This is a genomic window from Ruegeria sp. BB10, from assembly GCF_056535725.1.
The window spans coordinates 1-20,207 of the sequence record NZ_JBQFIW010000004.1 but is presented as its reverse complement, the minus strand read 5'-3'; the positions used below and the strand labels follow the sequence as shown (position 1 = coordinate 20,207).

Annotated in this window: 19 protein-coding genes and 1 pseudogene; 6 read left to right on the top strand and 14 right to left on the bottom strand. The window is 57.8% G+C overall.

From position 1 onward, the window contains the following. Window positions 1–17 precede the first annotated feature (17 nt). Together ACR3EP_RS21450 and ACR3EP_RS21445 are read right to left on the bottom strand one after the other, a co-directional pair. Complete coding sequence (locus ACR3EP_RS21450) at window positions 18–1,022, bottom strand: ParB/RepB/Spo0J family partition protein (protein ID WP_480639378.1); 1,005 nt, start codon at window positions 1,020–1,022, stop codon at window positions 18–20. Between the two features lie 72 nt (window positions 1,023–1,094). After that, window positions 1,095–2,507 (bottom strand): AAA family ATPase, encoded by a 1,413-nt coding sequence (locus ACR3EP_RS21445; RefSeq protein WP_480639377.1) that lies wholly within the window; start codon window positions 2,505–2,507, stop codon window positions 1,095–1,097. A 399-nt stretch (window positions 2,508–2,906) separates the two neighbouring features. Here ACR3EP_RS21445 and ACR3EP_RS21440 point away from each other — a divergent pair, with 399 nt between their 5' ends. Next, the gene (locus ACR3EP_RS21440; RefSeq protein ID WP_480639376.1) at window positions 2,907–3,908 is read left to right on the top strand and encodes a replication initiator protein A; all 1,002 of its coding nucleotides are present in this window, start codon (window positions 2,907–2,909) and stop codon (window positions 3,906–3,908) included. 28 nt (window positions 3,909–3,936) lie between these two features. On the opposite strand, the gene ACR3EP_RS21435 is transcribed toward ACR3EP_RS21440, so the two are convergent. Beyond that, window positions 3,937–4,143, bottom strand: coding sequence for a hypothetical protein (locus tag ACR3EP_RS21435; protein WP_480639375.1), 207 nt, complete (start codon window positions 4,141–4,143; stop codon window positions 3,937–3,939). A 384-nt stretch (window positions 4,144–4,527) separates the two neighbouring features. Between ACR3EP_RS21435 and ACR3EP_RS21430 the strand changes: the two genes are divergently transcribed. The 4 genes from ACR3EP_RS21430 to asnB all read left to right on the top strand — a co-directional run bounded on the left by ACR3EP_RS21430 (window position 4,528) and on the right by asnB (window position 10,388). Then, entirely contained in the window at window positions 4,528–5,547 is a 1,020-nt protein-coding gene (locus ACR3EP_RS21430; RefSeq protein ID WP_480639374.1) for a glycosyltransferase, read from the top strand. Then, window positions 5,544–6,485, top strand: coding sequence for an NAD-dependent epimerase/dehydratase family protein (locus ACR3EP_RS21425; protein WP_480639373.1), 942 nt, complete (start codon window positions 5,544–5,546; stop codon window positions 6,483–6,485). Before ACR3EP_RS21430 ends, ACR3EP_RS21425 begins: the two co-directional genes overlap by 4 nt. Window positions 6,486–6,771: 286 nt before the next feature. Further along, window positions 6,772–8,442: a glycosyltransferase family 39 protein gene (locus ACR3EP_RS21420; protein WP_480639372.1), complete on the top strand. Its 1,671-nt coding sequence runs from the start codon at window positions 6,772–6,774 to the stop codon at window positions 8,440–8,442. Between the two features lie 41 nt (window positions 8,443–8,483). Next, on the top strand, window positions 8,484–10,388 hold the full coding sequence (asnB, locus tag ACR3EP_RS21415) for an asparagine synthase (glutamine-hydrolyzing) (protein ID WP_480639371.1): 1,905 nt from the start codon (window positions 8,484–8,486) through the stop codon (window positions 10,386–10,388). Here the strand turns inward: asnB and ACR3EP_RS21410 are convergent. The 11 genes from ACR3EP_RS21410 to ACR3EP_RS21360 all read right to left on the bottom strand — a co-directional run bounded on the left by ACR3EP_RS21410 (window position 10,385) and on the right by ACR3EP_RS21360 (window position 19,495). Beyond that, the gene (locus ACR3EP_RS21410) at window positions 10,385–10,789 is read right to left on the bottom strand and encodes a GtrA family protein (RefSeq protein WP_425082464.1); all 405 of its coding nucleotides are present in this window, start codon (window positions 10,787–10,789) and stop codon (window positions 10,385–10,387) included. The genes asnB and ACR3EP_RS21410 overlap by 4 nt on opposite strands. 1 nt (window position 10,790) lies before the next feature. Beyond that, window positions 10,791–11,537, bottom strand: a complete 747-nt coding sequence (locus ACR3EP_RS21405) for a polysaccharide deacetylase family protein (protein WP_480639370.1) — start codon at window positions 11,535–11,537, stop codon at window positions 10,791–10,793. Between the two features lie 3 nt (window positions 11,538–11,540). Beyond that, window positions 11,541–12,989 (bottom strand): protoporphyrinogen/coproporphyrinogen oxidase, encoded by a 1,449-nt coding sequence (locus tag ACR3EP_RS21400; RefSeq protein ID WP_480639369.1) that lies wholly within the window; start codon window positions 12,987–12,989, stop codon window positions 11,541–11,543. 51 nt (window positions 12,990–13,040) lie between these two features. After that, on the bottom strand, window positions 13,041–14,012 hold the full coding sequence (locus tag ACR3EP_RS21395) for a glycosyltransferase family 2 protein (protein WP_480639368.1): 972 nt from the start codon (window positions 14,010–14,012) through the stop codon (window positions 13,041–13,043). A 98-nt stretch (window positions 14,013–14,110) separates the two neighbouring features. Continuing rightward, a complete protein-coding gene (locus ACR3EP_RS21390; protein WP_480639367.1) occupies window positions 14,111–14,620 on the bottom strand; it encodes a hypothetical protein in 510 nt (169 codons plus the stop codon). Between the two features lie 413 nt (window positions 14,621–15,033). Then, the gene (locus tag ACR3EP_RS21385) at window positions 15,034–15,318 is read right to left on the bottom strand and encodes a PepSY-associated TM helix domain-containing protein (RefSeq protein ID WP_480639366.1); all 285 of its coding nucleotides are present in this window, start codon (window positions 15,316–15,318) and stop codon (window positions 15,034–15,036) included. 82 nt (window positions 15,319–15,400) lie between these two features. Further along, on the bottom strand, window positions 15,401–15,628 hold the full coding sequence (locus ACR3EP_RS21380; RefSeq protein ID WP_480639365.1) for a PepSY domain-containing protein: 228 nt from the start codon (window positions 15,626–15,628) through the stop codon (window positions 15,401–15,403). Between the two features lie 72 nt (window positions 15,629–15,700). Then, window positions 15,701–15,853 (bottom strand): hypothetical protein, encoded by a 153-nt coding sequence (locus tag ACR3EP_RS21375; RefSeq protein WP_480639364.1) that lies wholly within the window; start codon window positions 15,851–15,853, stop codon window positions 15,701–15,703. Continuing rightward, window positions 15,841–17,643, bottom strand: a complete 1,803-nt coding sequence (locus ACR3EP_RS21370) for a polysaccharide pyruvyl transferase family protein (protein WP_480639363.1) — start codon at window positions 17,641–17,643, stop codon at window positions 15,841–15,843. The genes ACR3EP_RS21375 and ACR3EP_RS21370 overlap by 13 nt, the downstream gene beginning before the upstream one ends. Window positions 17,644–17,664: 21 nt before the next feature. Continuing rightward, the gene (locus ACR3EP_RS21365) at window positions 17,665–18,594 is read right to left on the bottom strand and encodes a glycosyltransferase family 2 protein (RefSeq protein WP_480639362.1); all 930 of its coding nucleotides are present in this window, start codon (window positions 18,592–18,594) and stop codon (window positions 17,665–17,667) included. Between the two features lie 25 nt (window positions 18,595–18,619). After that, window positions 18,620–19,495 carry a glycosyltransferase family 2 protein gene (locus tag ACR3EP_RS21360; RefSeq protein WP_480639361.1) on the bottom strand — a complete coding sequence of 292 codons (876 nt, stop codon included), beginning with the start codon at window positions 19,493–19,495 and terminating at the stop codon, window positions 18,620–18,622. Between the two features lie 195 nt (window positions 19,496–19,690). On the opposite strand from ACR3EP_RS21360, the pseudogene ACR3EP_RS21355 reads away from it, so the two are divergent. Then, window positions 19,691–20,207, top strand: a pseudogene (locus tag ACR3EP_RS21355) (NAD-dependent epimerase/dehydratase family protein); the annotation flags it as partial.

Here is a 20,207-nt window from a genome sequence, read left to right as displayed (position 1 = left end):
TCGCGTGCGAAACATGTTCAGGTTTGGGCACGCAGCCAGGCGCGCAGCTTTTCTGCAAAGTTGTCCGAAACACCACCCCCTGAAAGCACCAGCCGATCCCCGTTCCGGCTGATATCCAGCCGGATATCCCCGATATTTTCAGACACCGGTTTCTGGGCTTTTTTCTGCGGTTTAGTGCCTGTCTCAAGCGCCTGCTTCAAAAGCGCGGCCTCTTCCGCGGCTGTTTGGGGTGTCTGGCTCCGCAAGGCCTCCGTCAGCCGCCGAGTCATCTGGGGATCTTCCTTCAGCGCCTTGACCAGAGCCAAGCCCAGCCGCTCGGGAATGGTCGAAGCAAAGCTCAGGCAGTCGTCCAACTCATGATACAGGACCATGAATGAGCCTATCTTGGATCGCTTTGCCCGGCTTGCCGAGGCGAAAAGCCCGCGCAACGCAGATGCTTCATCCTGGTAAACGCCCTGCTCTGCGGCCCGTGCCGCGATCCGGGCGCGCTCATAATAGCTCAACCCTACCCGAATTTCGTTTTCCTCAACCATGGCCAGATAGGCATCCGCTGCGGAATCCGGCCGTCTCAGCAAGGCCTGAACCGTGGCAAAGCGCGTTTCCCCGGTTTCCGCAAACAGCGCCCTGAGGGCGCTCAAACGGCGCCAGCCCGAGATCAACCCAAATCGACCCTGTTCCAGCTCTACAACCTCAATCGGTGTTTGCTGGCCACGCATCCGCAGGCTTTCGGTCAGGGCCATCATCTCGGCGTCGTCCACCGCCATACGGTCCCGCACCAGATGCGCCTCATCCACCATTCCAAGCGGCAGAGACTGCACCATACGGCCACCAGCCCGCGCTGTACGGAGTTCTTCGGTCAACTCTTCCAACGCCGCCTGAGCGGCTGTATCTCCGGCAACCTGCGCGATTGGCGGAGAGTTGCGCCCAACGCCTGCGGGAGACAGGCCCTTGGTTTCAAGCGCGGGCGCCGCCTCGCCCAAATAGTCGGGCCGGGCAGGGGTCAGTCGTTTGCGCTTTGCCATGTTATTTCTCCTTGTCCGGCCGGTTTCGACTCTGATTTCCGCGCCGCTGTTTCGCGTGCGAAACATTTCACCCTACAAACTGGCTTGGGGCTCTGCAGGCTCATCCGCTTGTTGTTCAAGTTCTTCGCGTCGCCATATCCCCACCAAAAGGCGCTTAAATGCGGCATAGGTTGCATCAAAGGTTTCGCGCCCGCGGACATAGGTTTCCCGGTTGAAATCGCGGTAATCGGCTTCGTAAATGCCGCTGACCTGTTCACCGGCCTGACCGATCAACGCGGTGAATCCTTGCCAATGCGGCGAAAGCGTCGGCCCCAGATAAGCCTGCATCAGGCCTGCCAACTCAGCCTGCTGACTGCCGTCATAGCGCGTAATCAATGTGCGCACGGCATCCCATTCAAAGGCCATTTCCTCGCGGCCAAGCGCGCGGGCGGCCATGTTCTCACCCTCTTCGATCGACTGAAAAGTGGAATGCAGCATGTCGAAAAACCGACCGGTTGAATCAAACTCTAAAAACGATGCACCCATTGGAACCAGCAGGATGTCCGAGGCCGACAACCCGTTGATTGTCAGATACCCCAAAGCAGGAGGGGTATCGAGAAAGACGATGTCATAATCATCCAGCACCCCATCTTCGGCCAGCGTATCTGACAGGGCATCCCATAACTTCCAGCTGCGGCCCTGCATGCGCCAGACCGGGATCTGGAACTCGGCCCAGTAGAGATTCAGCTGGGCACCAATCAAATCGATATTGGGCCAGTGCGTCGACTGGATCAGGTCCCGGCTGCTTGTTTTCAGCGCTTCGGCCAGCGTGTCGTCGATGGGATGAGGGGCCTCACCCCGGTCAATCCGCCCCTGATTTTCCCGCCGCAGATGAGAGGCATAGTGCCGGGCCAGAAGCGGAAAGACCGTTTGCCATTCGTCGGTGACTTTGCCGCCAAAGATCGACGTCATCGAACCCTGACTGTCCAGATCGATCACCAGAACCTTGTACCCGTCCAAAGCGGCGGACATGGCCAGATGGGCGCAGGTTGATGTTTTTCCGACCCCGCCTTTAAAGTTGGCAACGGCAACCATTTTCGCGGGAATGGTTGCGGGGCGATAAGGGCGATACTCTTTGGCTTTGGAACCTTCAGAAGCAAAATACACTCTGAGTCTCAGCACCTCATCCAACGTAAACCATTTGGCGCCGCCCTCTGTTTCCGAGGATCCCTGGGGAAGATCAGGATTGCTTTTGAGCACGCGCCGGAAATGGGCAGGGGCCACGGGGATCAGATATTTGGTGATTTCCCAGGTCGAGAACAGTCTTAGTGTTTTTTGTCCGCCTTCCTGCAATCCGCGGCTGGCAAGGTCGGCCCGTCCCCGGGCGCAGGCTTCTGCGATATTGGCAAAGTCATGGGTTGTCGTCGGATCTCCAAGCTCGGTCAGGGCTGTATCAGGTGAGATGCTGAGATAGGGCGGGAGCCCTTCACGTGTGACTGCGCGCATTGAGATTTCGCCTATGTATCATCTTTTTCGCAATATACCACGAAACACATCACATGGAAGGCTTTTGACGATAAGGATAGCGTTTTTCTAAGCAAATTCACTGAATGTGCCTTGGTGAACGGCTTTTTTTGATGAGGAGCGAAATTTTTTCAGTTAAAAAACAGTTAGTTTATAGTTATAGAGACAAAGCACTCCTCGTAAGATCATTATTTTAAATGATTTTTTCGCATTTAATTTGAACGAGATGAATCTGATCCCACGATAAGCCGACTCTGATCCCACGATAGGGTGACTCTGGTCCCACGATCTGATGGGTTTACGGGTTCTGTGGATAACTTTAGGTTGAGCGTCAATAAAACCACGAAAGAAGAATCGAGCAAAACCTATGTGTGAGAGGATATGAGCAGGGCAGGTGCGCTGTTGCCTGACAGGCATCCAACGGCGGATTTTTTTGTTTGCGATATTTTTGATGCGTTGCCAAAGACCGATCTGGGCTCAATGGAGCATCCGATGTTTTCGTTGTCCACACGTCCGGACCGGCGAATTCTGCAATACAGTCACAACGGGGTTGAGATCACGGTCACGCCAAGTGTGCGCGGGCTGGCGACGATCCATGACAAGGACATTCTGATTTTCTGTATCTCGCAATTGATGGCTGCGCTGAATGCGGGGCGGGCGGTCAGTCAGGTTCTGCACCTCAAGGCTCATGATCTTCTGGTCGCGAGCAATCGGGAAACTTCCGGTGACGGGTACAAGCGGCTGAGAGAAGCGTTCGAGCGGCTGGCAGGGACCCGGATTACCACCAATATAGCGACCGGTGAGACCGAAACGACCAGCGGTTTTGGCCTGATTGAAAACTGGGAGATCGTACGCCGCAGCCGGGGCGGGCGGATGATCAGCGTCAGCGTGAAACTGTCGGACTGGTTGTATAGGGCTGTGTTGGCGAAATCGGTTCTGACATTGAACCGGGATTATTTCCGGTTGCGCAAGCCACTTGAGCGGCGCGTGTATGAACTGGCCCGCAAGCATTGCGGCCGACAACCGGAGTGGCGTATTTCGGTCGAGACGCTGTTGAAGAAATCAGGCTCGGCCTCGCCGCGCCGCGTGTTCCGCAAGATGATCCGGGACATGATCGCAGCGGATCACTTGCCCGATTATGAGATGACCGAAGAGCCCGGCGATATCATCTGTTTTTCCCGCCGCGGGCAGGTGATCGAGTCCACGGACCGTCCAATACTGTCCCCGGAAATCCTGGAACAGGCCCGGGATCTGGCGCCGGGCTGGGATGTCTATGCCCTCGAGGCGGACTGGCTGGCCTATTGGGCCGCAAGCGGACGACCGGTTTTCAAAAACGCCGGAAAGGCTTTCCTTGGCTATGTCACAAGACGGATAGCAGGATAGGGGGGTATCCGGTCTGAGACCGAACTACTCAGCCGGGATAAGCGTGCCTGCGGCGCATCCAGTACCGGTGTGCAGTCCGGACGGCACAGACCAGAACGATACTGGTCGCCGCGATGACGCTGCCGGACAGGGCATAAATTCCCAGGGCGGTCAGAAAGGAATAACCGAAAATCAGGGCTGCGGCACCAGCAATCATACCGGTCAGGATACCCAGCCCGATAACAGCTACTACCATCATACCCTCCACTTGTGGTTCAGATTCTGGACGAACCTCTGGATCAGTTTTAAACGGAGACACTGCCCCTGCTCTGCACACACTCTGTCCCGGTTTTATGACCAAATTTGGGCGTTCCGGGTTAACCTGCGATTAACAATGCAGGTATGGACTTTGATTTAGCAAGAACTTGAAGTTTACAAGTGCAAAAGCAGCCAGTTTTTGCTGAAACCCTAGGTCAGAGCAGGCAATCCGGGAGTTAAGATGATCTTGAAACAAGGCTGCGCCAGCCGTCGCGATACGGGTTGGCGAAATCCGGTTGGGCGATACACTTTCCGAAGGAGCTTTCATTTTATCACTCTTGCCAGTAACAATTTTTAATGTTTCGGATAATGTGGTTGCGTGATGACAAAGACTGATTTCGAAGAGGTGACAGTCAGCCTTGTCGTTCCCGTTTTCGCCGGTGAGAAATATCTGGAAGAGCTTGCGGATGCGGTTCAGGCGTTGCGCAATAAGTGGCAGGAAGAAAAGGCGCCGCTGGTTCTGGCCGAGTTGATCTTTGTTGATGATGCGGCAATTGACACATCGCCGGAGGTGATTGACCGTCTCGCCAAGGAGCATTTCTGGATCGTTCCGCTGCATCTGTCCCGCAATTATGGGCAACATGCGGCGACGGTTGCAGGTATTCTGCACAGTTGTGGTGACTGGGTTGTCACTCTGGACGAAGACCTGCAACACCCTCCCGCCCAGATACCTAGCCTGCTCGCGCAGGCGGTCGGTGTTGGTGCGGATGTTGTGTATGCTCAGGCGGCCACCGACGTTCATGAATCTGTCTGGCGAGACAGCACATCGCGGGTTTTCAAACGTCTGATGCAATGGCTGACAGGCAACCCGAACCTGTCTCATTTCAACAGTTTCCGCCTGATCCGTGGCTCGATTGCGCGTGCAGTGGCCAGCGTCTGCGCGCATGACACGTATTTCGACATCAACCTTTCCTGGTTCACGCAGCGCGTCGAGGCCTTGGAAATGGAGCTGAAGGATGAACGTTTCATTCGTGAGGGGCGCAGTGGATACAGTTTCAAATCCCTGCTGGGGCACGCGTCCCGAATGCTTTTTTCAAGTCAGATCAGATTTCTGAATTTGGGGGTCTGGTTGGGGGTCGCGCTGTTGCTGAGCTCATTCGTGGGTGGCGTTTATTTCCTGATCCTCAAGCTTTTCTCACCCGACGCAATTACGGTTCCGGGCTGGACCTCGTTGTTTCTGGCGATTTGTCTTGCGAGCGGGCTGTTGGCGTTCATGCTGGGTGTCGTGCTGAAATACCTTTCGACCCTTGTTCTCAAGGCGCACGGCAAGCCGACATTCTTTACCATAGACCGGTCACAGGATGCGCTGCTTACGGATTGGTTCGCGCAGCAAAAGCCATGAAGCTGCTGCATTGGCATGAAGTTGACCAATATCCGAACGGTATCGCCGTGCTGTTTGGGACAGGGCTGGTCGGAGGGGCCGTTGAACGGGCCATTCGGCAGGCTGTAAATCCCGTGGTTCAGAAAAGATCCTATGACTGGGGCAATGCCGAGACCCGGCGACAGCAATCGCAGCGTATTGAACAGGCCGTTATTGCACAGGCCGCAGGCATGCAGCATCTGCGCAACGTTTCCGTTATCTGGGCCGCAGGGCAAAGCGGCTTCGGCTCAACCCGGGAAGATATGCAGCACGAGTTGAAGGCTCTGCAGGATGTGCTTGGACTGGCCGCGCGCCTTGCCGCTGCCCTGCCGCAAGCCGCGCATTGCTTGCATCATGTCAGCTCGTCCGGTGGCCTGTTCGAGGGGCAGTTGGCCTGCGAACCGCACGGGACGCCCAGACCGCTCAGACCATATGGATCCGGAAAGATACGGCAGGAACAGTCGGTTATGTCCGCACGAGGGGTTGCCCACCGTCACATATACCGACTGACAAGCGTGTATGGCTACAATCCCGGCGGGCGGGCCGGTCTGATCCCCACTCTGATTACCAATGCCCTGAAACGGCGCCCCTCTTATATTCAGGGATCGCTGTCCACGCTCAGGGATTACGTGCTGGCCGAGGATGTGGGCCGCTTCATGGCCAGAAACATTCTTTTGCCCGGAGATGAGGCAACGTGTACGCATCTCATTGCACAGGGCCGCCCTGCGTCAATCTTCGAAATCGTTCAGATGGTGAGGAAAGCGGTCAATATGCCGTTGCTCCTGCAGATCGATCCGCATCCCTCTAACGCCCGCAACATGAGCTTTCTACCCTCTGCAACGCCGGAAGGCTGGCGACCGACACCACTGTCGACCGGGATCGCGCAGGTGGCGCAGGACGTTCGGCTGTCTCTGCTCTGACGTGGCCGGCAGACCTGCAACCGGGTTGTCAGCTTTGTATCTGAAATTGAAACTATTGCATTAAAATGAGGCAATTGATGTGCTTGCTGTCAGCGAACCGGCGCGCGCGCGCCTCGATCCCGTTGCTGCATTGAAAAGCACCCCTGCTGGGGTATGCTCATCCAGGCGGATTTAGGGACTTTGTTTCCAGAGGGTGGTTTCCGACAGGTGCCCCGGTTCCGTAGACTGATTTTAGGGCATTACGCCAGTTTCAAAATTCGCAAAACAGCCTTGTGGCACCATGCAAATGAACCAGACCTATGCCGGCAAAATCATCGCAACGCTTCTTATTGTTGCGGGCCTGCTCCTGCCGACGGTGTGGTGGATCAGGATAGTGCAGGGGGCGGATGCCCCGGATGATCCGCAACTTGTTCTGGGGGCGCAACTGTTCCGGGCGGGGCTGGTCGTGCTTGGGACGTACATCCTGGCGTTGGGCTTTGCATCAAAGACCTTCGAACCTGATGGCCCGAAACCCGAGATATCCGCAGTGCGCCCAATCGAAACGGCTGTATTTCTGGGCCTGATCCTCTGCGCCACTTTTCTGCGCCTTTATCATTTGAATACAGGCATCTGGTTTGACGAGATGCTGACCTCGGTCAACTACATGCCTCTAACGGTGGGACAGATTGTCAGCACATACCACGACGCCAACAACCATGTGTTGTTCAGTGTGCTGGCGCGGGTATCGTTGAACACCTTTGGAGACAGTGTCTGGGCCCTTAGGTTGCCAGCCGTTTGTTTTGGTCTGGGCAGTATTGTAGCCCTTTACTATTTTGCCCGCAGGGTCGTCAGTACCCGCGAAAGCCTGTTCGCGGTCGCGTTGATGACATTTTCCTATCATCACATCTGGTTCAGTCAGAATGCCCGGGGTTATACAGCGTTGTTGTTCTTTGCGATCCTGTCCAGCGCCTGGCTGCTGGATGCGCTCCGGCAGGGCAGTACGCGCAAATGGATTGCCTATGCCATTGCGGTGGGGCTGGGGGGCTATACGCATCTGACGATGGCCCTGGTGGTTATCGCGCATCTTGCAATCTGGGCTGTGACCCTGTTTCGTGCTCAGCCGCACCGGTGGCAGGGCTTGTTCTATGGCTTTATTCCGGCTGGTCTGCTGACCTTTCAGGCCTATGCGATGGTCATACCAAGTATGGTGTCGGGGGCCTTGCTGAATTCGGGCCTGCAGGGACCAGATACGGAATGGACCAACCCGCTATGGGCTTTGATGGAGATCGTGAATGGCCTGCAGGTGGGGTTTGCAGGTGCCGGGGTAGGGCTTGTTGCGGTGGCGGTTTTTGCGGTCGGGCTTTGGGGCTTTGTGCGTCACCGGCCCGAAGTGGCGGCGCTGTTTCTTATCCCCGTCGTGTTCGGGTTTCTTGCCATGACCAGTATCGGATACACCCTGTTCCCGCGGTTCTTCTTCTTTGCCATGGGGTTCGGCGTCATTATCGTGATCCATGGCGCGATGCTGAGCGGACAGTATCTCAGCCGTCTGTTCCGTCTGTCTGAACCGTGGCCGCAACGGGCGGGTGTGCTGTTTTGTGCGGCAATCGTGATCGTGATGTTGCCGTCGCTGCGCCATGTCCACTTGCCAAAACAGAACTTCGCCGGGGCGATCAATTTGATTGAACGGGAACGTCAGGAAGGGGACAGGATCGTCACGATCGGCATCGCGGGCTTTCCGTTCAACGCCTATTACGGCAAGGACTGGCCGAATGTGACATCCATCGCCGAACTGGAGGGGCTTAAAGCGGCCTCCGGCCGGACCTGGTTGGTTTATACCATGCCGGTCCATGCACGTACGGCCTATCCCGGCATCATGGCGCGGATTGCCCGGGATTTTACCGAAGTCAGAAGTTTTGGCGGTACGCTCAATGGTGGGGCCGTGGTGATTAATCTTGAAAAACCGGCTCCAGCCTCATGACACTGGCAGGGGGTCGGAGCGTATGAAGGAAAGCGGATAACATGTGCGGGATTTGTGGGATCATGCGACTGGACCCGGCAGCGACGGCAGCCGATGAAGGGCTTATCGCGCAAATGGCCCGGACGTTGGCGCATCGTGGTCCGAGCGATGACGGCACCTGGCTGGACGCGCGTGTCGCCCTTGGCTTCAGACGCCTGTCGGTGATTGACCTGTCCTATGCCGGGCATCAGCCGATGACCAACGAAGATGGCAGTGTCGTAATCGTCTTCAACGGCGAGATCTACAATTTCCAGGAACTGAAAGAGAAGTACCGCTTGGAAGAGCGCGGGCACGTTTTCAAATCGCGCACCGATACCGAAGTCCTCCTTCATCTTTATGAGGAAATCGGCCTGGACATGATCCCCGAGCTCAACGGCATGTATGCTTTTGCGATCTGGGATACCCGCAGCAGCGCCTTGCATCTGGTTCGTGATCGTTATGGGATCAAACCGTTTTTTTACCAGCAGGATGATGCGTATTTCCGGTTTGGTTCCGAGATCAAGGCCATCATTGCCGATGACCGGGTTGTACGAAAACCGTCGATGCAGGCCCTGCATGATTTTCTGACGTTCAACTACATTCCCGGCACTCAAACAGCTTTCGAGAACATTCACGAAGTCCCCCCCGGGCATTACATGACCATTTCCGGAGACGGTGAGATCACGACAAAGCGCTATTGGGATCTGGATTTCAGCGTCGATGACAGCATCACCGAAGAAGAGGCGGTTGAACGCTCTTACGCGTTGATGGACAAAGCCCTGCAGCGCCGGCTGATCGCTGATGTTCCGATTGGCGTGTTCCTGTCCGGGGGGCTGGATTCCAGTACCTTGGTGGCGCTCATGCACAAACATGTGGACGAGCCTATTCACACATATTCCGTAGGTTTCGAGGATCAGAGCTTCAATGAACTGCCCTATGCAAGGATCGTCGCGGAAACATTCGGCACGATACATCGCGAGGTAACAGTTACTGCCGATATGGTGCGGGACATGCTGCCCGAATACCTGAGTTTCATTGACGAGCCCTATGGCGACGGGTCGGCCATTCCGACGTATTTTGTCAGCGAACTGGCCAAGGATGAGGTCGTTGTCGTTCTGTCCGGCGAGGGCGGGGACGAAGCCTTTGCCGGGTATGACACCCATGCCGCCTATAACGTCTACAAGCAGGCCCGGCGTATCCCTGGTTTCATTCGCAATGGCATCATGAAACCGCTGGTAAATTGCCTGCCGGTATCAGACCGGAAGCTGAGCTTTGAGTTCAAGGCGAAACGGTTTCTGGGGGGGCTGGACCTGCCGCCGCACGAGGCGCATCTGTGGTGGCGGATCGTACTGGGCGAGGCAGAGAAAACCAACCTTTATGCGGCCGGTGCCGTGAACGGAACGCCGCTCCAGCCGTCTGTCCGGCATTTCACCTCGGCTTATGATCATTGTGGGGCGGATGAAACCCTTTCGCGGCTGATGTATATCGATTCAACCATCTTTTTACCCGATGATCTGATGATCAAGAATGACCGGATGACCATGGCGCATTCGCTTGAGGCGCGGGTGCCCTTTACGGATCCGGAACTGACCCGCTATCTGGCTTCGGTTCCGGCGGGCCTGAAGATGAAGAACAGGCGGAAAAAGCACCTGATGCGCCGGGCGATGGCACGGGACCTGCCGGATGAAATCCTGAACAAGAAGAAGGTCGGCCTTGAAATGCCCTATTCACGCTGGCTCAAGCATGAGCTTCGCGATCTGATGCTGCAATATCTGGGGCCCGAGAATATCGAACGGACCGGGCTCTTCAGGCCTCAGGCCATTGCGACGCTGGTTGACGATCACATTGCCGGTCGGCGCGATAACGGCCGACCGCTTTGGGGGCTGCTGAATTACATGATGTGGCACGAGCTTTACATTCAGGCCTAGCCTGGTTTCCGGAACACCCAGAGGGTCGAGATTACATAGCTGACCACAAAAGAGACGCCAATCGCCACCAGCAGGATCAGCCAGAATGGCAGTACTGACAGGTAGTCCAGCGCTGCGACCGTGATAAGCCGCACCACAAGGGAAAAAAGAACCGCCAGAAGGTACTTCCCGAACCCCACAGCCGAGATGGTTTCCCGGCTGGTATGCTCATAGCTGAAAATATTGTGGCCGCAGTAGTTGACGAATGACCCCAGGACAAAGCCGCAGGTCACGGCAAGCACATAGGGTGTACCAAAGACCGACGCCAATAGAACGGCCAGAAGATAATCTGCGATCATCCCCAGGATGTTGACGCCGAAAAAGCGGAAGAACTGGCGCTTGTCCCTGAGATCCGATGCCATGTCAGCCGACCCCAAAATGCGTGCGCGCCATTTGCCGTGCGCGACGCAATGTGCGGCGGATTGCCAGATACGGACCGCCCCGGCCCGCCAGATGCGCCTGCCAGCGGGATATGTCGGTGAAATAGAACATCTCGAGCCGCGGCAGATCGTGCAGGTCCTCTCCGGGCCGGGCTACACCCAGCCTGGTCCCCACAGAGGTGGTGTAGTGCCGGGCAATGCAGCGCCGAACGTCCGGTGACGAAGCGCCATAGGGGGGCGCGAAATGGCGGATGGGTTGGCCAAGCCGGGCGGCGATATCCTGGCCCGAAAGGGCGACCTCGTGCTCCAGCGTGTCGGCGGGCAGCGTGGTCAGATCGGGATGCGTGATGCTGTGGCCTCCGAAAAACACGCCTTCGGCGGCCAGGTGCCGGACCCGATCCCAACTCATCAACGGGCGGGGCGGTGTATTGCAGCCGGCCCAGTCTTCCGGTCCGCCCATGCGCCCTGAAGGCAGATATACGATCGGGCAAAACCCATGGGTACGCAGGATCGGCCAGGCGACGGTGTCGAAATCGGCAAACCCGTCATCAAAGGTGATCACGACCGAACGTGCCCGGGGGGGCGCGGCCATTGCGTCAGGCGAGACAACCGGCAGACCGGAGTCGGCCAATGCCTGCATTTGAGCTGCAAATATCTGCGGTGAAATGGATGTCGGTCCCGGCGTGTCGGAAATCGAATGATACATCAGGATTTCAAGCCGGGGCGTCACCGCTTAATCCTCGACGATATGGGTGGCAAAGATTTCGCGATAGTCATTCCACTTTGCGCGGTCGATCTGCCCATCGGGGCCGATACACTCGGCAGCGGCATAGGCCATGGCAAATGCGTGATGGGTGTTGTCATGGGCAAACAGGCCCTGCCGCCCAAACACCAGCAGCCCTTCAAGCCCCAGCAACCACTGATCCACGGTGTCGAACCGGGTCTGATAGTCGACATCATAGACCGGGTACGCATGACCTAGCCTGCGGGTCTCGCAACGGCGCACCGGGACCGTGACGGGCAGGCCCAACTGCCCCAGCCAGCCGGTGAATTCGCGGCCCAGATCCTCATCCGACATGTCCCACCATTTTTCGCCCGGATCGCAGGGCAGTTCCGCGCACAATACAGTGACACCTTTGGGCTCGGAACTGGCGGAATAGTTCTTGGGTTCCGACATGCGGCTGATCGGAATCGAAGTTTCGGGAAAATAATGTGCGTCAAATTCCGTGAACTGGTCGGTTTCGAGAATGAGGTAGAGCAGGATCATGCCTCGGAACCGGATCGTGCGGGCAGCCTCGACCACTGGGGCGGGCGGGTCATCAATCAGACGTGTCAGACCGGTCAGGGGAATGGTCGACAGGATCAGGTCACCCTCTAGCCGGGTTTCGCCCGCACCGTCCCGGATAGTCAGGCCGGTGATCCGGTCGCCGCTGCGTTCGATCTGGGTGATCTCGGTTCCGAACATGAATTCGGCCCCGTTTTCACGGGCGCTTTGCAGCATCGCCTCTGAAATCTGGCCAAAGCCGCGGCGCGGATAGTAGAATCGTCCGGCGGTTTCGCTGCGCAGGCCCGGCATCAGCCGCAGCATCTTCATCAGGATCTTGCCGACTGAACCACTGCCGACCCGGCGCTCCGCCAGGGTGACGGCAAGCTTGTCCGGATCCAGCCCCCAGAGTTTGCGCACATACGGGAAATAGAAATGCTCGGAAATCGTAGGCCCCAACCCGTCATAGAGAACAGTGGAAAAGGTCGCGGGGTCGGTGCTCTTTTTACGAAAGGGTTTCAGAGCCATGTCTCCGATCAGCGACAAGGCAAAGGGTTTGGGCAGCCGCACCAGGGCATCGGTAAGTTTCAGGGGGAAATGTATCCACTTCCCGCCCAACCGGATGCGCCCATGGCGGGGGCGCAAAAGCAGATCGTCGCCCAGCAATGCCTTCACGTCGGACAGCACCTCGGGTTCTGCGGCCGGATGAAAACGGTGCGAGCCATAATCGCAGTTCACCCCTTCGATCGGGAACGAGGCCGAGTTCCCGCCGGCCTGATTGGCGCGTTCGATCACGGTGACCTGCGCCTGGCTGTTGCGGGTCAGCGTATGAGCTGCCGCCAGCCCTGCCGGTCCGGCACCCAGGATGATGATGCGGGGTTTATCCGTGTCGTTACTGGTTCGGGAAACATCCGTCACTTGTACTTTCCTTTTTTGCGGCAAGCCCTGGAACGTAAAGCTACCTGTGGGTCAGGGCCTGAGATGCAATCGCGAGATCATGTCGGCGATCAATCCCAGCGACCAGATCATGATTGCTGCAAGGAATGAAAACACCGTGGTTCCGCTGATGTTCAGATATGTGAGGTCGATGCAAAGCTTTACTGCGCCCAGTGCAAAGAACATCAGCCCCAGAGGAATGAAAACCCTGAGCGGATTGAACAATGTGCTGATGCGCAGGATCAGGATGATGAAGTTCAGAAAATCGATCGGCCGGATTTTCGATTTACCCACCCGCTTACCGTATTCGATCGGCGTATAGATCATCCGCTTGCCATTCGAGGTCATGCACAGTGTGATCGTGGTGGTGAACGAGAAATTCTGTGGCAGCAGTGGCAGGAACGGGATCAGCTCGGATTTGCGGAACACACGCAGCCCGGAATTGAGGTCGTTGATCTTGCGCTCGGCCAGGAATGAGGCAAAGGCGAACAGGAACTTCTTGGCCGGCCGCCGCAGCAGCGGCACGTTCTTCATTGCGGCGCCCCGATCGCCCACCACCATGTCCTGATCGCGGCACATGGCCAGCATGCCCGGCAGGTAACGTGCCGGATAGGTGCTGTCGGCATCAAGGATGGCCAAGTATTCGTATTGCGCCATCCGCACCCCGCGCTTGAGGCTGGCGCCGTATCCGGAATTGACGTCGTTGAAGGTGACGGTGGCACCGCTGGCCTCGGCTTCGGCGCGGGTGTTGTCCTGGCTGGCATCGTCGACCACGATGATCTCGTACGGAATACCCAGCGGTTCGAGATGGGCCCGCACATCTTCAACAGTGCCACGGACGGCGTTTTCCTCGTTATAGGCGGGGATGACGACGCTCAGTTCCATACCGGCGGTGTCCTGGTGCGCTGGTTCACTGGCCGTTGGCTGGTCCCGTTCAATCACTTTATTCATCGAGGTGAATTCCCCTTGCTTACCTAATTCCCCTGCGCCGATGTGGCTTTCCATTCGAGTTCACCCAAAAGCGTATGCTGAAGCTTAGTCGGTGATTTTGGCTCAATTCGACTCTTACAGCGTCAGGTTTCGTATCAATTCCCAATTTGTTGCTATAATACCGGTCGGCCCAGACGCCAGATCAGCCGGGTTCCTTCGGTTCCAAGGCCGGGGAGCGTCAGGATCACCCGATTTTCGGTATCATCGGCCCGCAGCTTTGCTGTTGTAACCAGCACGTCACCATCTGGCTCGAACCAGACAGTTTCGGCGGTGCTGTCACCAAGTTGAACGGTGGCCTGATGTGTGCTGTCGTCTGCTTTGAACTGAAAACGCATTTCGATTTCTTCCCCCGGCCGCAATTTTCCGCGCGTCCAGAGCTGCGCTTCGTGGGGCTGAACCGGGACCCATTGGCGAACCCATTTCTCGTTTATCGGCCCAAAGCGATATACCCCGAGCGTCGCTGTGCCGATTATGAGCAGAACCATAAGCCATTTTACCGGCGACATACCTGTCCAGATCCGGCGGGTAACACCGGGTGACGGTGCTGCGCCTGACGGCGCAGGTGGCAGGACGCGGGATGCGTAAACGAGCGCGCCAAACAGGGCGGCACCAGTCGACAGCACACCGAAAATCAGCCACAGAACGGGATGTAAACCCGCCCCATTGGCCGAAATGCAGTGGGTGGATCATTGCAGTCACTCTGGGCCAGATACCGAGCTCCCCGGCTGAAAAGGCGCCAAGTACTTGAAACGTCATGGGGTCGACGGTCACCGAGTTTGCTTTTGCCTCTGCCACAAGCGCATCGGTTTGCCCCTGAAACTTAATGCCGTCGGTTGTCCGGTTCGGTAGTACTATCAGGGTAGCTTCTAGCTCGGGCACAGCAGCGGTTGCCGCGGCGGCGGCGCGATCCAGATCGGCCCGCTGAACCCGGAGGCAGCCGTCCGGCCCGTTCACTTGCTTCGGCCGCTGGGGTAGGCGCCTGCCGGTACCCCGACTGTGGTGATGAAATAGAAAAGCCCGGTCAGGGTAATGACGATCAGGAATGGCAGGGCCAGAGAACCGTCAGCCGGTGCAGACCGCCCCACCAGCCTCGTGTGCCCATATGGCGCGGAGGGACCCGGAAATACCCGCGCCAGAAACGGCGATAGCTGATCAGCCCGGTGATGATCGAGATCAGCAAAAACACGGATGCGCTGCTGACAATTAGAACACCCAACCGATGCCCGGTCAGCAGGCTGTCGTGAATGCCGCGGATGATCGGGTTCAGCCCCGAAAGCCGGGGGGAACCCAGTACTTCGGCCGTGACCGGATCTGTCCACACAAGGCTTCTTCACCCCAGCGCGTGAAAACAACCGTGGCATCCCCAATCCATGAGGCCTTGTCCCGCTCGATCCAGCCGGTACTCACATCCGGATAAGCGGCCCGGACGCTGTCATAGATTTCACCGGGTGTCGCGCTGCGCTGTGTGACGGCAGAGGTGGCACGCATGCCTTTGTGCGGAAGGCTTCAATCTCGGTGATGAATACCAGTGTCGTCCCCGTAGCCAGCATCAGCAACAACAGGATCGACAGGTTCAGTCCAATCCAAGCATGGAGCCGGAACAGAAAACTGCGCACCTTCCGCGATGTCATGTGACATTCTCCACGGTTCTGGCGGGGCAGATGGCCTGTAACCGCTCGGACAGCCAGTCGGCGCGCAGTTCATCAATCCTGCGGCAATTTTCTTCGATCCCGGCATCGGCGAGTACGGCGGCCACCTTGTCCCGCTTGCCGATCCGGTAGTCGATGCCGATCACCGGCATCCTGGCTGAGCGCGAAAATGGCTGCGTGGAACCGCATCGCGATCACCGTATCCATCCGGCGCAGAAGGGCGACAACCCCGTCAAGCGACGCGTCTGCCTGCCAGATCCGGAAGTCGGTTCCGGGTTCAAGATGTTGCATGATCCGCCGGCGCTGCGCAGATCCGACATGCCGAACTGAACCGCATTCATTGGAAAGAACACGAAACACGGGTCAGTGCCGGTCTGACGGGCGTAGTCCATCAGCCTGCGCCAGTTCGCGTTCGCAGCGGTTTTCGACGGCGCGGTGTGCGCGGCCGGGTCCCGACCCGGCTCGGCGGGTGTGAACAGGTGTCCGATGGGACGGATGTTGATGCCGATCACCGGTCGGCCTGCGGTGCCGTCCAGCAAGGTCGCAATCTGTGCTGGTTCATGGACCGGCAGACGTGTCAGTGTCTCACCCCGGGTTTCCAGGTAATCGAACGCCGGGTCACGGCCGATTTCAATGTCACATCCTTGGATGATCTCGCGGCGGGCGTCATCGCGCACCCGTATCGTGATCCTGTCGGCCAGTTTCACCAGTCGTCGGGCTGTGACTTCTGATGGTTTGCGGACAAAGGTGCCGGGCCCGATACCTTCCATAACAAACGGCAGACCCCGCCGTTTGGCGCGGGTAGCGGTTTCCAGATGGCGTACCAGTTGCTTGGGCAGATCGGTCAGCGGACCGCCGGCAAATACGACGCCATCAACCGAAGACAGCGCAGCACGGATATTGGCGGGCGTATACTCCTGAACTTCGACATCGACCGGCACATCCAGCATGGGGATGAGATGACGGGTGTGATACGGGCGCTGGGTCATCAAAATCGCCCGCGCAGTGCCATGGCGCTTGTGAATCCGGTACAGGACCCCGCCCAGAATGGCCGAATCACCGATATGTTCGCCCCCATATGCACCGATCAGCAACACATATGGCATTCTGGGGTCTTCCCTGCCGGGGCGGGCCTCGGGCGCAACACGCGCGCGCAAATGCGCGGGGACGCCGCAGCCCAGAACATCGGCTACGTCTGCAATCTTTGTCTTCAGCCCCTGCGCCGCAGCCGGGCCACGATGTTTGTCGAAGCTGGGCCGCAGCAAGGTCGCGCCAAGATTGCCCCGTGTGCGTAACTCTTCTGAATATCCGGCCTTGCTGTCTAGGATGCCCCAGGGTGCGTCGGCCTCGGGGGCGGGCATGTCCGACAACACGCTGCAGAGCCGCCGGAGCGCCGGAATGCGGTTGCGCGCAATCTGGTCAATTTCTTCGTCCAGCAGGCGATATGAAACGAAATCCCACGCAAATAGCCGGTCATCGCCTTCCAGATCTGCCCCGTCACCGCCAAGCGCCGAAGTTGGCAGCAACACCAGGGTCACGCCGTTGATTGCTGCCAGAGAGCCCAGAAATTCAAGGTGATAGACTATGCCCGGCGTCAGCGGGACCAGCCAACGCACCGTGTGGCCAGCAGCGTGCAGGGCCGCTGCGGTCGTGGTGATCTGCCTGAGCCGTCCGGCCTCGCCCAGAACATGTCCCGGCACATCATCGGTGTCCTTCAGTATAAAATCTGTCGTGAAACAGATGCCCTGCGTCTGCGCGAAAAAAGCCAGCCCCGTGATGTCTTCGGCCGTCATCATGTGGTGGTCCAGGCGCAGCGTAATGCTGTCCAGATCGCGCTGGTCTGCCAGAACGGATATCAGCGCCTTGCTGTCGAAATTTGCATTGGGCAGGATATTCAGAGCCAGCGTGTCACCGGGGCGGACTGCCTGCAGCTGCGCTGCCAGGTCCTGGGCTGTCCATCCGTCGTGAAGGATGAGGTCAATGGGAAACGGGGTCATCATGATCCTTCTAACACGGCTTCAACTAGCTTTCGGCCTAGTTTCAACATAGCCGATGAATTCACCAACCGACCAGCAAACCAACAGGAACAGCGTGAGGGGGGCCGCCGCGATATACCTACCTACATGGCTGCCTTTCGCCACCTGACGCCGAAAGTGCCGGAGAAACAGGACAAAGGGCAAAAGTGGCATGGCCAGGCAGAGTTTAAGCCGCTGCCCGCGGGTGATTTCGCGCGCCCGCACCTGACCGAACATGCGCGCCCAGTGCAGCCGCTCGGCGGCCAGGCTGCCAATGCTGACCTTCGGTCGGAGCTGCTCGGTGATGGCTGCATCCGTCAGCATCAGACCAACCCCCGCGTCACGCAGCGCCCAATTGACCTGCGCTTCCTGATATTTGACCTCCCACAGAGTCCGGACCGACATTATCGCGTCTCTTTTGTAGACGATGTTCGTATCGGTCACGTATTCCGGGTTTTCTTCGGAAAGTGGCGGCTGGTATCGGCCAAAGTCGCAGAAGAAAATCGCCCAGTTCCAGAGCCGGTTCACACCATTGGTCACAGCACCGCCGATGACACCGTGCGGGTGTTCAACATGCAACCGGATCATCGTTTCGGCCCAGTGCGGGTCAGGGACGCCACGATCTTCGATAATGCCAATCAGCCGGCCGCGGGCCCGTTTCATGGCTTCGGCCCGCCGGGTGTCGTAGAATGCATGCATTTCCAGAGGATTCTTCGGCACGGTGCCATCCAGAATTTTACCCAGATCAATAAAGTCGAACTGTGGGTAGCGTGCGGCCAGTTCTCTGGCCTCCTGCGACATGTGGTCATAAGGGATCAGGACTTCGAACCGGGCATCACCCTGTTGTGTGGACAGGGCATCCAGACAGCGTGTCAGTACCGCTCCGCCATCGACAATCGTCATCACAATACTCAGATCGGGGGGCTGTGACATGCGTGACCCGTCCTATCTGACTTTGCTAAGCGCGTTGCCCGGGCCGAACCAGTATCCGGCAACTTCTCCGGCGCCCCACGACAGGCAAAATGGGACAAGCAGAGGCAGCGATTTGACGAGATGCCCCACATAGGTGCCTTTCGACAAGATGCGCTGAACTGTCCGATAGAACATCAGCGGGGGCAGGGCAAAAGCGGCCGTGCCCATAGCAAGGCGGCGTGGCAAAGGTTCGCACCCGTGCACCCGCATAGGAGCGTGAATAGAGAAAGCGCTGTGAAAAATAGAGCCAGAACGTATAGTGCATCTTGTGGCCGACCACGATGTCGGGCCGCATGATCAGCGTGATCCCATCTGCCTTCATCGCATCATGCAGATGATTTTCCCATTTGTGCTGCGCGAGAATATCACCATAGCGGTCCAGTACTTCCTTGCGGTAAATCACATTGTTTCCGGGCACTCCGCCCGAAGGTCCTGCTGGCAGCGGTGGCAGCGAGGCGCTGTATTCGCAGAGGAATGCGGCCCAGTCTATCCAGGTTTCGGTCGCCGCGTTTTCGATGGCGCCGCCAACGACATCATGCCCCTCCGCTAGGGCGTCCAGCATCCGGCGGGCCCAGTCAGGCGGAACGATCACGTGATCTTCGATTACGGCAACAGCTGGTGCAGTCGCATTGGCGATACCGATCGCGCGCATCGCGGGGATCGTCGTGTCTGCAGCCACGGGCAGAATACGGGTATCGGGAAAATCGCGCTGCACCGCTTTGCGCACGGTCTCGCCCAGCCGATCCACAACAATCACTTCCGGAACCGCCGATTGTTGTGCAGAAAGCGCGGTCAGACAGTTTCTCAGATCGTCATAACTGTTCACCGATGGGATGATGACCGAGAGGTCTGGTGCTGGCATGCGCTGTACTCTGCACTGGTAAAAATAGACACTAAAACAAACTGCTTCGGACATGGTCCGACCTTACCACCTTTATCTGTGTGCAGGCCGCACCATGAGCTGTCAAGGATGCTGTACCGGTCGATTTGGCCCCTTGGGTATGGCGCAGTTCCGCATTGTTGTTAGGGTATCGGTCAGGCGGGAAAGGACCTGAGCATGGCGCGATATCTGGTCACTGGCGGTGCGGGCTTTATCGGCTCACACTTGGCCGATCATCTGGTCGAAGCGGGGCACGACGTCGTTGTGCTGGACAATCTGTCCACAGGCGCACGGTTTAACCTGCCGCCACAAGTTGATCTGATTCAGGGCGATATTGCTGACTTCGAAAACCTTCCGGCGCTGATCGCGCGGGTCGATGGATGTTTTCATCTGGCTGCCATCGCGTCGGTGCAGCAGTATCAGGACGGCTGGGCAAAGGCCGCCAAGGTGAATTCTACGGTTCGGTTAAGGTGCTTGAAGCGGCGGCGCGGGCCAATGTACCCGTGGTCTATGCCTCTTCGGCTGCCATTTACGGAGACAATCCCCACCGGCCGCTGATCGAAACTGCAACGTCACACCCATATCCGGCTATGGGGCTGACAAGCTGGCGATGGAACATCATGCAGAGGCTCTGAAAGCGGCAATTGGCCTCAGGGCCACAGGGCTTCAGTTCTTCAATGTCTATGGCCCGCGC

Bases quoted from the DNA above. Each gene is read 5' to 3' on its own strand.
- ACR3EP_RS21365 (WP_480639362.1), bottom strand. From the start codon at position 18,594: ATGTCACAGCCCCCCGATCTGAGTATTGTGATGACGATTGTCGATGGC.
- ACR3EP_RS21375 (WP_480639364.1), bottom strand. From the start codon at position 15,853: ATGGATACGGTGATCGCGATGCGGTTCCACGCAGCCATTTTCGCGCTC.
- ACR3EP_RS21360 (WP_480639361.1), bottom strand. From the start codon at position 19,495: ATGCCAGCACCAGACCTCTCGGTCATCATCCCATCGGTGAACAGTTAT.
- ACR3EP_RS21395 (WP_480639368.1), bottom strand. From the start codon at position 14,012: ATGGAAAGCCACATCGGCGCAGGGGAATTAGGTAAGCAAGGGGAATTC.
- asnB (WP_480639371.1), top strand. From the start codon at position 8,484: ATGTGCGGGATTTGTGGGATCATGCGACTGGACCCGGCAGCGACGGCA.
- ACR3EP_RS21435 (WP_480639375.1), bottom strand. From the start codon at position 4,143: ATGGTAGTAGCTGTTATCGGGCTGGGTATCCTGACCGGTATGATTGCT.
- ACR3EP_RS21440 (WP_480639376.1), top strand. From the start codon at position 2,907: ATGAGCAGGGCAGGTGCGCTGTTGCCTGACAGGCATCCAACGGCGGAT.
- ACR3EP_RS21380 (WP_480639365.1), bottom strand. From the start codon at position 15,628: ATGACATCGCGGAAGGTGCGCAGTTTTCTGTTCCGGCTCCATGCTTGG.
- ACR3EP_RS21450 (WP_480639378.1), bottom strand. From the start codon at position 1,022: ATGGCAAAGCGCAAACGACTGACCCCTGCCCGGCCCGACTATTTGGGC.
- ACR3EP_RS21370 (WP_480639363.1), bottom strand. From the start codon at position 17,643: ATGACCCCGTTTCCCATTGACCTCATCCTTCACGACGGATGGACAGCC.
- ACR3EP_RS21425 (WP_480639373.1), top strand. From the start codon at position 5,544: ATGAAGCTGCTGCATTGGCATGAAGTTGACCAATATCCGAACGGTATC.
- ACR3EP_RS21445 (WP_480639377.1), bottom strand. From the start codon at position 2,507: ATGCGCGCAGTCACACGTGAAGGGCTCCCGCCCTATCTCAGCATCTCA.
- ACR3EP_RS21410 (WP_425082464.1), bottom strand. From the start codon at position 10,789: ATGGCATCGGATCTCAGGGACAAGCGCCAGTTCTTCCGCTTTTTCGGC.
- ACR3EP_RS21430 (WP_480639374.1), top strand. From the start codon at position 4,528: ATGACAAAGACTGATTTCGAAGAGGTGACAGTCAGCCTTGTCGTTCCC.
- ACR3EP_RS21420 (WP_480639372.1), top strand. From the start codon at position 6,772: ATGAACCAGACCTATGCCGGCAAAATCATCGCAACGCTTCTTATTGTT.